This window comes from Rossellomorea sp. FM04394, from assembly GCF_041889765.1.
Classification (GTDB): domain Bacteria; phylum Bacillota; class Bacilli; order Bacillales; family Bacillaceae_B; genus Rossellomorea; species Rossellomorea aquimaris_B.
On sequence record NZ_CP168654.1, the window covers coordinates 1,660,693 to 1,673,421 of the forward strand.

A 12,729-nucleotide genomic window follows, 5' to 3' on the forward strand; every position below is an offset into this window, starting at 1 on the left:
AGCCAATATTATAGGGTATTAGAGAATCTCTTTCTTCTTTTCATGGCAAAAGAGCCTGTAGAAAAGAAAGGAGAACCTTTATGAACACAGAGAAATCATTAGTCGTTTTCAGCGGAGGTCAAGATAGTACAACGTGTTTATTTTGGGCGAAGCAACAATTTAAAGAAGTAGAAGCGGTGACATTTAACTATGGTCAGAGACATGTTGCAGAGCTGGACTGTGCAAAAGAGATTGCAGAGGACCTGAATGTACCTCACCATGTATTAGATATGAGTTTATTGAATCAACTGGCACCAAGTGCATTAACACGGGCTAATGAAGAAATCACCCATCGGGATGGTGAATTGCCCTCTACCTTTGTTCCTGGAAGAAACCTATTATTCTTATCATTTGCCGGGATACTGGCGAAGCAGATTGGTGCGAAGCATATTGTAACGGGAGTATGTGAAACAGATTTTAGCGGGTATCCGGATTGCCGGGATATTTTTGTGAAATCGTTGAATGTTTCCCTCAATCTATCTATGGATGATCAGTTTGTGATTCATACCCCACTCATGTGGATCAATAAAGCACAAACGTGGGAAATGGCCGATAGGTTAGGGGCTTTCCAATATGTTCAGGAAAATACCCTTACTTGCTATAATGGAATAAAAGGCAGCGGATGCGGCGAGTGTCCTGCTTGTGACCTTAGACAAAGAGGACTGGATGAATATGTGCAGATCAAAGAAGGAGGAATGGGATCATGATTCAACAAATTTACCCTACTCCCGACCATTCTTTTGAATTTGAATTAAATAAAGACATGCATTTTGCGGCAGCACATTATATTCCTCATCCGGAAGCAGGCAGCTGTCAGGAGATTCATGGTCATACGTATTTTGCCAATATAACGATTGGTGGGGATCAACTTGATGATTCAGGGTTCCTTATTAATTTTCAGCATATCAAAAAATTGATCCATAAGCGTTTTGATCATAAATTGATGAACAATGATGAAATATTTTCTTTAGAACGGGGCAATGTGTTTCCGACTACTGAAGTAGTGGCAAAAGTGATGTGGGAAATCATCCAATCTCATTTAGACACACTTCCTCACCGACCTCAATGCCTTCAGGTGTTTTTGAGAGAAACACCAACAAGCTATTGTCTTTACAGACCAAAGGGGAAGAGGCCATGAGGAAAATCCCTGTTCTAGAAGTGTTTGGCCCTACCATACAAGGGGAAGGGATGGTCATCGGTCAAAAGACGATGTTTGTACGGACTGCCGGATGTGATTATAGCTGTGCATGGTGTGACTCTGCATTTACGTGGGATGGTTCTGCCAAAGAGGATATACAGCTTATGACGGCTGAGGAAGTGTGGAACAGACTAAAGGAAGTTGGCGGAAATAAGTTTTCCCATGTAACCATTTCCGGCGGGAATCCTGCTCTATTGGCTCATTTGAAGGAGCTTATCGAAATCTTAAAGGAGAATGGTATTGCTTCGGCCTTAGAAACTCAAGGGAGCCGCTGGCAGGATTGGTTCTATGATATAGATGATCTCACTCTTTCTCCAAAGCCACCCAGTTCGAAAATGGGTATTGACTTTGAGATGCTGGATCATATTGTTCATCGTCTAAGTGAAAATCGCTCACAATTCAGCTTAAAAGTAGTTGTCTTTGATGATCTGGACTTAGAATATGCCACAGAAATTCATAGACGTTATCCTGATGTTCCATTCTATATCCAGACAGGTAATCCTTCTGTTACAGAAGGAGATACAGCTAAATTGGTGTCTAACTTATTATTGGATTATGAGACACTCATTGAAAAGGTCTGCGATAGGGAAGAATTAAATCACGTGCGGGTACTACCGCAATTGCATACCTTGGTATGGGGGAACAAGCGTGGAGTATAAGGAAAAAGCGATTGAAGGGGAGTCCTTCAATCGCTTTTTTTCTTTTTATTTCCTTGGATTTTCATCATGTTCCTGTCTTATTCTCCTTTGACCCTCTATGTAAGAAAGTTCAGAGGGTTCATCCTTTCCATCCACGTTCTTCCCCAAGGCAATAATGGGAAGGTTGTTCTGTGAGGGGAGAATGTGGTCACTTATTTCATCGAAATCAGGCAACTTATTCTCTAGGTACCTTCGGTCGGTCATATCAACACCTCCTCTTCTTAGTATGTATAGGGATTCATTTTCTATTACTTTTTAGGTCACGTATAGATAGCAGAACGTGACTGCCGACTTTTTTCATGTTTACCTTTAAACATGTTTCTCAATTGTTCGATATAAGAAGAGTAAGGTAAATACTCATGTTTGTATGGAAGGACGAAAAACAATTGAATCAAATAAACGGTATTCTTCTTGAAAGTGGAACCAACGAACTTGAAATAGTTGAATTTGAAGTTCAAAACAATAAATTTGGTATAAATGTGATTAAGGTGAAGGAAATTATCGAGCCTACCCCCGTTATCCCAATCCCTCATTCCCACCATAATGTGAAAGGACTCATTCAATTGAGGGGAGAGGTTCTTCCAGTTATTGATATGGCAAGGGTGCTTGGTGTGGAAGGGGAGGAAACATCCAAATCAAAGTATATTGTTGCTGAGTTTAATCAACAGAAGGTCATTTTTCTTGTCCATAACGTAACTCAAATACATAGGATTTTTTGGAATCAAATTGATAAGCCTTCAGAAATGTCTTCAGGGGTCCATTCCGGAATAATAGGGGTCATCAAGCGAAACGAGTCAATGATATTGTTATTGGACTTTGAGAGTATTATGCAGGAAATCAATCCTGAAACAGGGATCCGGGTGGAACAAGTGAAGAAGTTAGGGCAAAGGGAGAGAAGGAATAAGAAGATTGTTGCAGCAGAGGATTCTCCTCTAATCCGTAAGCTTTTGAATGATGCATTGAGTGAAGCAGGATATGAAGAAGTGGAGTTTTTTGAAAATGGAGCCGATGCATTCAACTATCTGGAGTCACTGGTCGAAGGGAATCAGGATATTGAAAAGACTGTCCAGCTTGTGTTAACAGATATTGAAATGCCACGAATGGATGGGCATCATTTGACCAAAAAAATAAAGAGTCATTCTAAGCTAAATAAACTGCCTGTAATCATTTTTTCTTCACTTATTACAAATGATTTAAAACATAAAGGTGAAACGGTCGGAGCAGAAGATCAAGTCAGTAAACCGGGGATTGCTGACCTGATCATGAAAATCGATCAACATATATTGTAGAAGCAAGGAAAAAGAAAGATACACAAAAGGGTTCCGGCATTTGGCCGGAACCCTTGAGAAGAAATATGCGTTATATATTAAAAACATCGACCATTAAAAGTAGCTATCGCCCAACTTTTTGAAGACGGGTTTTTGATAATTGTTCTTTCCCGGCTTTCGAGGCTTTTCATTCTGTTCGGACATTCCTGTATATTGTTCTAAAATCCCTTTTGCCTGCTGAAGTCCCATCTTACATCTAGGATTTCTTAAAGATTGATTAAGTGACCCAAGGTGAGGCAGTGCCTTAAAATCCTCTTTTGATGGTGGGATATGGAAGGTATAATCCCCGCAATCAATCAATACGTCAGATTGTTGTTGACTGTTCTTTGGATTGTTGGAGAAGTGAAGTCCAACTTTCTTCGCTTTACCTTCTCGGATCATTTTCATTAAGGCTCGTTTTTTTAATGAATATAAGTATTTTGGATTACCTGCTGTTTTCGCATGACGGTTCACAGTGAAAATAGCTTGAGAGAGGGTGATTACGGATGTGGAAGAAGGGGTGGATTTACTAGTATTCCTCAAGTTAATGGCTCCTTTCCAATGTATTAATCTCCATTATACCTCCTTTTTCTGGTATTGGAAAGGTACGGTGGGGAGTTTCTTGTTGAAAGATAAGTATATTTTAGACGGGGTTTATCTAAATATAACATTAACTTATGCGGGGAAAGGAGTAACCGGGCCGGCGTTGTTGAGAGTAAATATCAGAAGGCTCAACCTAAAGAATGTAACCCATACATTTTCAGGTGAGCCTTTTGATTATCTTTGGGGGTATATATTTATATTCTCTGTAAAGTTGTATGGTGAAGATTGAAAATTATTTCCTCCATAGGGTTGTTGGTAAGCAGGATAAGGATACCCTCCGTATGGTGGATAAGGTGGATAGCAAGCAGGACCGTAGCAAGGTCTGTTGAAAAGGAACGGGCTAATGGCCAATCCTGCTAAACCACCTGCTAAAAACGGTAATCCAAAGAAGGGGAAGAAACGTTGATCTCCTCCTCTATACTGTGGGTAACTCTCATATGGGTAATATGCATGTCGATACATTAAACAAAAAACCTCCTCTCTCTATTCACTTTAGTGTATGGTCCATAATCGAGCTGCGCGCCTGTCTCACATATAATGGGCAGTCGAATCGAGTATCCATATGGGTCTAAAGTAATTAAACGTGAAGAAAATGATGAATATTCTTACAGGAATGTAGGAAATTCCTGGTTTAACTAGTAAAATATAATCAGGATACTTGATGTAGAAAATGACAGAAGCCTAAGAGGATGAAGAATCCATGAAATGGACAACCATTAATAATACTATCGGTCAAGATCAAGAGATGCTTGACACTGTTTTGAAGGAACTAATTTTAGATCATATTCATGATATGATTTTCATTATGAAGGTTGAAGAGGGGCCTACTTTCAGGTACCTGTACATAAATGAATCTGCTAGAAGGTACACGTCTATTCATATTGAGGATATGGGGCGATTATTGGAGGAAGTTGTTTCATTTGAGATGGCTACTGACATACAGAAGAAATACACCAAACTTGTGCAATCAGGAGAGAAGATCATCTATCAGGATACGTTTTTCCATTTGAATGGAAGCCAAGTGGTAAACGAATCGATTCTCACACCCATAAAGAATGAAAGTGGAAAAGTAGAGTACGTGGTTTCCATAACAAGAGATATTACTTCGTCCATTGCAGAGAAGAAGAAATTAGTAAAAGCGAAAGAACGATACAAATCCATTATTGAACATAATCTGGATGCCATATTTATTCTGGATTCACATGGGTTCATCAAAGAGTCCAACGGAGCAGGATGCTCATTAACCGGCTATTTGAAAGAAACCTTGGTGAACATGAGAATCTATGATTTGTTTCACTCTCAAAATGAGAACACCCTAACCGGTTCACTTGTTCAAACCTTAAAAGGAACGCCCTCCTCCATTGAACATTGCCTACTACTAAACGAAGCAGGAGAAGAGAAGATAACTCAATTAAAAATGATTCCCATCGTTGTAGAAGAAAAGTGTGATGGTTGTTATATTATCGTGAAGGATACAACCAAGCACCATGAACAGAATGAAATAATTCATTATATGGCTCTTCACGATCAATTAACGGGTCTTTGGAACAGGAAAGCATTGGATGATCATGTCCCTTTAATCATTCATAATATGGAAGAAAGAGGTATAGAGCTCTCGCTTTTATACTTGGACTTAGATCGGTTTAAATTTGTAAATGATACTCTTGGTTTAAAGGGAGGCGACCGGTTTCTAAAAAAAATCACAGAGCGTTTGGTAACTCTTACGAACGAAGAATGTCTATTGTACAGGCAAGGCGGTGATGAATTTATCTTTCTGTTGAAGAATAGTAATGTTGAAGATACCAAAACGAAGGCGAAGGAAATCTTAGCGCTGTTCATAGACTCTTTTACTATTGATGAGCAGGAATTTTACATCTCACCTTCGATTGGAATCAGCCGTTATCCTGCAGATGGATATGATTCTAATTCACTCATTCAAAAAGCTGCTCAAGCTCTCTTTGAAGTAAAAGAAAAAGGAAGAGCCCATTATCGCTTTTACCAAACGCATATGAAATCAAGCTTTCCTAATTATATCATTATGGAATCCCACTTACGAAAAGCTATTGAAAAGGGTGAACTGTATGTCCATTATCAACCACAGGTGAATTTATCGACTGGCACCATCGATAGCTTCGAAGCGTTAATTCGCTGGAACAACCGTAAATTTGGGTTTGTAACACCGGCACAGTTTATTCCCTTGGCAGAAGAAACGGGCTTGATTCACCAGATTGGTGAATGGGTAATGGAGCAAGTATGCTTACAATTGCAAAAATGGAGAAAAAAAGGGTACAGGACAGTGCGTGTAGCTATCAACATTTCCCCTAAGCAATTTCTACAGGAGCAATTGGTGGATACAATTGATTTCTATTTATCAACGTATAATATACCCGCTTCCTGCATAGAAATTGAAATTACGGAGGGAGCCATGCAAGACACTCAACAAACATTGAAAATGCTGAAAAAGCTAAAAAATCTGGGTGTATACATTTCTGTTGACGATTTTGGGACCGGATATTCTTCACTTCATTATTTAAAGCGATTTCCAATCGATATATTAAAGATCGACCAATCCTTTGTGAAGGAAATAGGAATGAATCAGAAGGACTCTGCCATAACGACTACCATCATCCATCTTGCACATAGTCTGGGACTGGAAGTGATTGCAGAAGGTGTAGAAAGGGAGGGACAAGTACTTTCTTAAAGAGGCAAACTGCCAAAAAGCTCAAGGGTACTTCTTTAGTAAACCGATTTGCCCAAAGGAAATCGAGGAACAGCAATTTGTTCTTATGTAACGTTCTTGTCCGACTATTTCTAGGCAACCTGTCATTTGAATTGAAGATACGTTTTTATTTTCATGCTTTTTCACGTACGTCTACTAAATGCAATGAAATGTTTGACAGAGTAGTTCCTATGACTTATTTTAAAGTGAGGAGAGTAAAAGATTCATAGACTGGAAGCGATAAAATCGCATTCCAAGTGAATCAGAGTTCCGAATGCTTAATGAAGGAGAGGGATTATGAAAAAGACAAAACGTATGGAAATCCTATTTCTCCCTACCGATAGAGGAACGATTAAAGTATATGTATATGGCTTTAAATCTCCTCGATCTTTAGGCCAGGTAGTTGTTTCATATAATAATGTTTCGATTGAAGCAAAAGGATATAAGAGAAATAAAACCATTATTAAGGCGTTGGCGCAATTACACGATACCATTGTTAACAATCCGGATGGTTGATTTTTCAGGCTGATTTTTTAAGAAAAAGATATTTTCTTAAAAATCAGTCTTTTTTTATTGTCAAAATGGTTGCAACGCATCTCTATATGATAAAATTGTGAGTGAGCATTCATTCATTAATGAGGGGGAGTTACATATGGGAGAACAACAAGTTGTAATTGTAACAGGCGGTTCGAATGGTATGGGGAAATATATGGCGAAGCGCTTTGTAGAGTCTGGCGCAAGCGTCGTCGTAACAGGGAGAAATGAAGAACGGCTTCAATCGGTGAAAGAAGAGTTTTCTTCTCTTAATGGAAGTATTGAAGTATTTCAAATGGATGTAAGGGAACAAGAACACGTCAAGGCCATGGTTGAATTTACTGCAGGGAAATTCGGCAAAATTGATGTGCTCATAAACAATGCAGCAGGAAATTTTATTTGTCCGGCGGAAAAGCTAACTCCTAATGGCTGGAAATCTGTTATTGATATCGTCCTTAATGGAACGTTCCTTTGCTCACATGCTGTAGGGAATTATTGGATTGAGCACAAACAAAAGGGATCCATTATAAATATGGTTGCCACTTACGCCTGGAATGCAGGTGCAGGTGTGGCTCATTCAGCTGCAGCAAAAGCTGGGGTTTTATCGTTAACGCGCACGCTTGCCGTCGAGTGGGGCCATAAATACGGTATTCGTACAAATGCCATTGCACCTGGACCAATTGAAAGAACCGGTGGGGCAGAGAAGCTTTGGATTTCTGATGAGGCAGCGAAAAGAACGATTGATAGCGTCCCGTTAAAACGGTTAGGGACACCGGAAGAAATCGCCGGCCTTGCTTATTTTATTGCGTCAGATCAAGCGGCGTATATAAACGGAGAATGCATCACAATGGATGGGGGCCAATGGCTTAATCAATTTCCATTCTAATAAAGCATGAACAAAGGATTAAAAGCTTTCCCCCATATGTCTAGACGACAGTGCAGGGAAAGCTTTTTTTTATGTGTTTTCAATTCCACTGTATAGTTGTGTTATAATTATGCAAAAAAACATGAGTAATGGTGGGGGAGTGCGCATGGACGCATTAGAAGTGTTAACCAATATTGAAAAAGTGATTCCGTACTTTCAACCAATTTTCAGTGCGGATGAACATAAAATCATCGGCTACGAGGTATTAGGGAGAATAGAAGTCGATGAAGGAACAATTGAGAGTCTTGGTCCATTTTTTGGAGATGAAGAAATACCGGATGAATATAAAGTTGAAGTGGACGAACGAATAACCAGGCTTGCTCTAAACAAATTTTTACAAGAGGGACAAGAGGGGGACATCTTTCTAAACCGTGATGCAAGGCTATTGATGCTTGACCATGGAGAATCCTTACTTGATCTCCTCCAGGAATACGAAAAGAAGGGATTGAATTTGAACCGGACAGTCATTGAGCTGTCTGAAAAAACCTTTTCAGGGGATTTCGATCAGCTGGTCCATTTGCTTCTATATTACAAAACGTATGGGATTAAAATCGCAATCGATAATGTCGGCGGTAATAGCGGTCAGTTGGATCGGCTATCGCAATTCTCACCGGATATATTAAAGGTGGATTTATTCCAGCTTCGAAATGATGCGGGTAATAAAGTATACAAAGATATATTGTACAGTTTGTCGGTGCTTGCCAGAAAAATCGGAGCTTCCCTCTTATTTGAAAATATCGAAATCAACTTTCAACTGCAGTTTGCCTGGTTGAACGGCGGCCGTTATTATCAAGGATTTTATCTTCAGCACCCGTCAGCCTCATTTTTGAAACCCGATCTCCTAAAAGAAAAGCTGAAGGAAAAATGCCAGGACTATATTCGATATGAGAAGAAGCATCTTGAAGCAGGGTATGAATTCGCAGATGTGCTGCACAAAGAAATTAGTCAAAATCTGATTATGATAAAAAAACAGAGCACTGAATTCGATGATATACTTTTTGAGTTAGGGAAGAATTTTACACATAAATGCTTCAGGCTGTACATTTGTGATGAAAATGGCTTCCAAGTGACTAGTAACGTAGTAAAAGCTGATCAAAAATGGAGGATCGAACCAAGGTACAAAGGGAAGAACTGGAGCTGGCGCCCTTACTTTCTGGAAAATATCATTCGTATGAGGATCAATAAGAAAGGTTTATTATCGGACATTTACAGCGATATTGATTCAGGAGAATCGATCCGGACCTATTCGTTTCCATTTGGCAATGGCTTATATTTATTTATGGATCTTTCATATGAATTTTTATTCGAGGAAGATGGTTTGATTTTTTAAATCCCCAGGTATCCCTCTGTCAGATTCGCCTTATGCTAGTCGGGCCTGATCGAGCCGCCTCCGCTTTTCTTGTATAGCCTTTTCCTATTGGGACAAATTATTCTTAAGGACATTATGTAAGGAGGGGCTATGATGAGTATATATATGATTGTGCTTGCCCTGATTGTAATAGGGATAGCCGGTTATTCTTTGGTGTATACCTTTAAACTGGCTGGACAGGAGAAGAGGCTGAAGGGTGAGTATGACACAGATATTCCGGATGTTGTGAAGGAACATCCTTATATCCGGAATCCTATTTTCTTGTCTATCTTAATTGCAACCATTCTAATTACACTGTTCATTATATATTGGTCCGTTCGCTATTTATCATAATTAAAGGGGTGCCGCATGTAATCATGCGGCATCCCTTTTTTTGGGTAAATGTACCATTGATTTTTGTGTTTGACTGTCACCAATAGGGGGAATTTTACAACCAAACCAAAATATATGTCAGTCCTTGTTAGGATTTAACGAACAAATGATAACCTATCGACAATTTTCCATTGCTACAATAATTTCAACAAGCATATTAAGGGAGGGAAAGCATATGGAAAAGAAAAAATTATGGCTATTATTTCTTATTATAGGGCTCGTTACAGCGGCATGTGGACATGTCAGTCAAACCCAAGCATCTGAATTTTCTAAAGAAAACGCATTGTCTCTTGTGGAAGATGCCTTTCGTACCCAAGTATCATTAAGTGAAAAACCACAATCGAAGAAACATATCAATGACAAGTTGTCACAGTATTTCACAAAGGATCTTACAGCTAGCTTCATCAGGGAAAATGTGTATGAAGTAGAGGGCGGTTATATTACATTTGGATCTGACTTTGCATCACACTATATTCCATTTTTCAAGTATGATGACTCTACTAACGTAGAATACATAGATGGAAATTGGTATGTATGGGAAGAACGGACAGGGGAGGAAGAAGGGCCTGTATCAACGGATTCCGGTGTTGAAGCTGTCATGGTAAGTGAAGAAGAAGGAACATGGAAGGTTTCATCCATAACGTACGAATTACCGGAAAAACTTCAATAAATATTAAAAGTTGGCCATAAAAAGAGATTGGCCAACTTTTTTGTTGATAAATCATCTCAATGCTTATTTGTTTAAAGCTGCAGAAAGGGCTTCGAGGTTGAAGCCTGATATTACTTCGGAGTCCACTGTGATGGTTGGGGTGGAATATGACTTCAGCTCTTTCACAAGATAATTTCTTGCTTGTTCATCTTGTTTGATATCAATTTCTTTATAGTCAACATTGTGTTCTTTCAGAAACATTTTGACTACTTCACAAGGGGGGCATTCTGGTTGAGAGTATAAAGTGACTATTTTCATGATGTTTCTTCTCCTTTTCTTTGCCTAATGAAGTAATCTGCGATTCCCATTGCAGATACATTCATATCAAGCTTTAATAATTTGAAAATCGAGTCGTCCGGATCAACGCCTTTTTGGATCATTGTACTTTTCGTTAGATCAAAAAGTACAGAAGTTATCGCTTTTACGTTCTCTTCCACTGTTACTTTGGAAGAGAACTGTTCCTTACTTTTTTCCATGAAAAGGTCAAGCCATTTTTCTACTTCCCCTAATGCAAATGATACTTCTTCAGTGACACCGTAGTGCCCAAAATACAAACGATCCAGATGTAACTCCTTATACAAACGAATCGAATCCTTCATTCGTTCAGGACTAAATTGATTGGGGGAGGTGGAAGGGAAGTAAAAGTGCTTTGACCCAACAGAATACTGGATCCCGCATGTGTCCCCGGTGAACATCCCATTTGAAACAGAATCAAAGATGCTAAAATGGTGATTTGCATGGCCAGGGGTGTCCAAAAACGTTAATGTACAGCTTTCGCTCAGTTCCAGCTTTTCTTCATGCCCCATCACAATCAATCGCTCTTCAGGAATTGGCACAATCGGGTGAAAAAGCTCATCGAATTTCTCTCCATATACCGCTCTTGCTCCTTTGATCAAGCGTGTCGGGTCAACAAGGTGCCGTTTGGCTTTCGGGTGAACGATGACCTTTGCATTAGGGCATTCATTCAGAAAAAGACCTGCACCTCCCGCATGATCAAGATGGATATGAGTTAAAATTATGTATTGAATATCTTCAAGATTAATGTTTAACTTAGAGAGACCTTTTTTTAGATGAGGTATAGAAGGACTGGCAGACGTTTCGATAATGGTAAGGGACTCTTCGTTTATTATATAACTTCCTGTACGTTCCTGTAATGACAGATCCATTAGATCAACTAAGGATATTCGAGAATCTATACGATAAATACTCATCCAATCAATCCTTTCCGGGGAGAATATATTTCTACCCTTTCATTATAAAGGAATTTATGTAGAAAAAGGACAAAACATTAGATTTAACAGGATAGAATCTGGTACAATGCAAAAGCTATGACCAAGAATTAGAACAGGAAAGGAGAGACCAATTATGTCTCAGCTTCTTGGAATTATACAAAGATTAAAATCATTACAAGAACAAGGTGAACAAGGGGAAACTCAACAACGATTTTTCGAATACAATGGAAAGAAAATTTGTGAGGTAAAGTATTTACCAAAGCAAGATACATTCGAAATTGAAGTCATGAATGAAAAAGGAAGCAGTTTTCCTTTTGATAACATAGACATTACAGCGATTGAAATTTTTGAACTTCTACAAGAAGCTCAACAAGATTGATGTACTAAAAAGGTAACCATGTGGTTATCTTTTTTAGTCTTTATTCCAATCGTCAAAACATACATTTTTCTTCCAGTATGTTAAAATGGTTAGTGTCTGCTTCTTTTGTTTATAGATAGGCACGCAAATTCTTATTTTTTAAAATGAGGGGTTATACATGATTTCATTGAGTAGCAAAGAGTTATTAGAAACGAATATTAAAGATTTCATTATTCCTTCTGAGAAAGTTGCTCATGTTCAAATAGGGAATTCCCTGGAACATGCGTTACTATTACTCACAAAGAGTGGTTACTCAGCCATCCCTGTACTTGATCCGACATTTCGTTTTCAGGGCTTGATTAGTTCAAGTTTAATTACCGATTCCATTCTTGGTCTCGAGCGTTTTGAATTTGAAAAACTTGAAACAAAGAAGGTAGAGGAAGTCATGACAACTGAATTTCCCAGTGTATCCTTACAATCGGATTTCAAGAAAGCACTCGAGCTTTTAGTGGACCACCCATTCCTATGTGTGGTTTCTGATGACGGGTACTTTGAAGGGATCATGACAAGGAGAGTTGTGTTAAAGCAACTTCAAAGACAACTGTTTAAAAGGGATTAAACCCTTCATGGCAGTTACATAATGTTAAGATCATATAGGATGGCATA

The 12,729-nt window shown here is 38.8% G+C and carries 17 protein-coding genes; 12 read left to right on the forward strand and 5 right to left on the reverse strand.

Annotation, left to right across the window (positions count from 1 at the left end):
- Positions 1-80: 80 nt before the first annotated feature.
- Genes queC through queE form a run of 3 tightly spaced genes read left to right on the forward strand, consistent with a single transcriptional unit; the run spans position 81 to position 1,896 of the window.
- The gene (gene queC / locus ACCB35_RS08345; protein WP_374056521.1) at positions 81-746 is read left to right on the forward strand and encodes a 7-cyano-7-deazaguanine synthase QueC; all 666 of its coding nucleotides are present in this window, start codon (positions 81-83) and stop codon (positions 744-746) included.
- Positions 743-1,177 carry a 6-carboxytetrahydropterin synthase gene (locus ACCB35_RS08350; RefSeq protein WP_374056522.1) on the forward strand — a complete coding sequence of 145 codons (435 nt, stop codon included), beginning with the start codon at positions 743-745 and terminating at the stop codon, positions 1,175-1,177. Before queC ends, ACCB35_RS08350 begins: the two co-directional genes overlap by 4 nt.
- Positions 1,174-1,896: a 7-carboxy-7-deazaguanine synthase QueE gene (queE, locus tag ACCB35_RS08355; RefSeq protein ID WP_374056523.1), complete on the forward strand. Its 723-nt coding sequence runs from the start codon at positions 1,174-1,176 to the stop codon at positions 1,894-1,896. Before ACCB35_RS08350 ends, queE begins: the two co-directional genes overlap by 4 nt.
- Positions 1,897-1,941: 45 nt before the next feature.
- On the opposite strand, the gene ACCB35_RS08360 is transcribed toward queE, so the two are convergent.
- A complete protein-coding gene (locus tag ACCB35_RS08360; protein WP_044337578.1) occupies positions 1,942-2,139 on the reverse strand; it encodes a hypothetical protein in 198 nt (65 codons plus the stop codon).
- A 155-nt stretch (positions 2,140-2,294) separates the two neighbouring features.
- On the opposite strand from ACCB35_RS08360, the gene ACCB35_RS08365 reads away from it, so the two are divergent.
- On the forward strand, positions 2,295-3,224 hold the full coding sequence (locus ACCB35_RS08365) for a chemotaxis protein (RefSeq protein WP_374056524.1): 930 nt from the start codon (positions 2,295-2,297) through the stop codon (positions 3,222-3,224).
- A gap of 93 nt (positions 3,225-3,317) precedes the next feature.
- Here the strand turns inward: ACCB35_RS08365 and ACCB35_RS08370 are convergent, their stop codons facing one another.
- Together ACCB35_RS08370 and ACCB35_RS08375 are read right to left on the reverse strand one after the other, a co-directional pair.
- Positions 3,318-3,785, reverse strand: a complete 468-nt coding sequence (locus tag ACCB35_RS08370) for a YkyB family protein (protein WP_374056525.1) — start codon at positions 3,783-3,785, stop codon at positions 3,318-3,320.
- 234 nt (positions 3,786-4,019) lie between these two features.
- On the reverse strand, positions 4,020-4,307 hold the full coding sequence (locus ACCB35_RS08375) for a hypothetical protein (protein WP_082051140.1): 288 nt from the start codon (positions 4,305-4,307) through the stop codon (positions 4,020-4,022).
- 238 nt (positions 4,308-4,545) lie between these two features.
- Between ACCB35_RS08375 and ACCB35_RS08380 the strand changes: the two genes are divergently transcribed.
- The 6 genes from ACCB35_RS08380 (at position 4,546) to ACCB35_RS08405 (ending at position 10,434) form a co-directional block, all read left to right on the forward strand.
- Positions 4,546-6,546: an EAL domain-containing protein gene (locus ACCB35_RS08380; protein WP_374056526.1), complete on the forward strand. Its 2,001-nt coding sequence runs from the start codon at positions 4,546-4,548 to the stop codon at positions 6,544-6,546.
- A 315-nt stretch (positions 6,547-6,861) separates the two neighbouring features.
- Positions 6,862-7,080 carry a hypothetical protein gene (locus tag ACCB35_RS08385; protein WP_044337575.1) on the forward strand — a complete coding sequence of 73 codons (219 nt, stop codon included), beginning with the start codon at positions 6,862-6,864 and terminating at the stop codon, positions 7,078-7,080.
- A 136-nt stretch (positions 7,081-7,216) separates the two neighbouring features.
- Positions 7,217-7,984: a 2,4-dienoyl-CoA reductase gene (fadH, locus tag ACCB35_RS08390; RefSeq protein WP_374056527.1), complete on the forward strand. Its 768-nt coding sequence runs from the start codon at positions 7,217-7,219 to the stop codon at positions 7,982-7,984.
- A gap of 145 nt (positions 7,985-8,129) precedes the next feature.
- Positions 8,130-9,353 carry an EAL-associated domain-containing protein gene (locus ACCB35_RS08395; protein ID WP_374056528.1) on the forward strand — a complete coding sequence of 408 codons (1,224 nt, stop codon included), beginning with the start codon at positions 8,130-8,132 and terminating at the stop codon, positions 9,351-9,353.
- 129 nt (positions 9,354-9,482) lie between these two features.
- Positions 9,483-9,725, forward strand: a complete 243-nt coding sequence (locus tag ACCB35_RS08400; RefSeq protein WP_374056529.1) for a hypothetical protein — start codon at positions 9,483-9,485, stop codon at positions 9,723-9,725.
- A 214-nt stretch (positions 9,726-9,939) separates the two neighbouring features.
- A complete protein-coding gene (locus tag ACCB35_RS08405; protein WP_374056530.1) occupies positions 9,940-10,434 on the forward strand; it encodes a DUF3993 domain-containing protein in 495 nt (164 codons plus the stop codon).
- A 63-nt stretch (positions 10,435-10,497) separates the two neighbouring features.
- Here the strand turns inward: ACCB35_RS08405 and ACCB35_RS08410 are convergent, their stop codons facing one another.
- Entirely contained in the window at positions 10,498-10,731 is a 234-nt protein-coding gene (locus tag ACCB35_RS08410) for a glutaredoxin domain-containing protein (protein WP_374056531.1), read from the reverse strand.
- Positions 10,728-11,684, reverse strand: a complete 957-nt coding sequence (locus ACCB35_RS08415; RefSeq protein WP_374056532.1) for an MBL fold metallo-hydrolase — start codon at positions 11,682-11,684, stop codon at positions 10,728-10,730. Before ACCB35_RS08415 ends, ACCB35_RS08410 begins: the two co-directional genes overlap by 4 nt.
- Positions 11,685-11,838: 154 nt before the next feature.
- Here ACCB35_RS08415 and ACCB35_RS08420 point away from each other — a divergent pair, with 154 nt between their 5' ends.
- Together ACCB35_RS08420 and cbpB are read left to right on the forward strand one after the other, a co-directional pair.
- Positions 11,839-12,084 carry a YkuJ family protein gene (locus ACCB35_RS08420; RefSeq protein ID WP_044337569.1) on the forward strand — a complete coding sequence of 82 codons (246 nt, stop codon included), beginning with the start codon at positions 11,839-11,841 and terminating at the stop codon, positions 12,082-12,084.
- Positions 12,085-12,241: 157 nt separating this feature from the next.
- Complete coding sequence (gene cbpB, locus ACCB35_RS08425; RefSeq protein ID WP_044337568.1) at positions 12,242-12,682, forward strand: cyclic-di-AMP-binding protein CbpB; 441 nt, start codon at positions 12,242-12,244, stop codon at positions 12,680-12,682.
- The last annotated feature ends 47 nt before the right edge of the window (positions 12,683-12,729 follow it).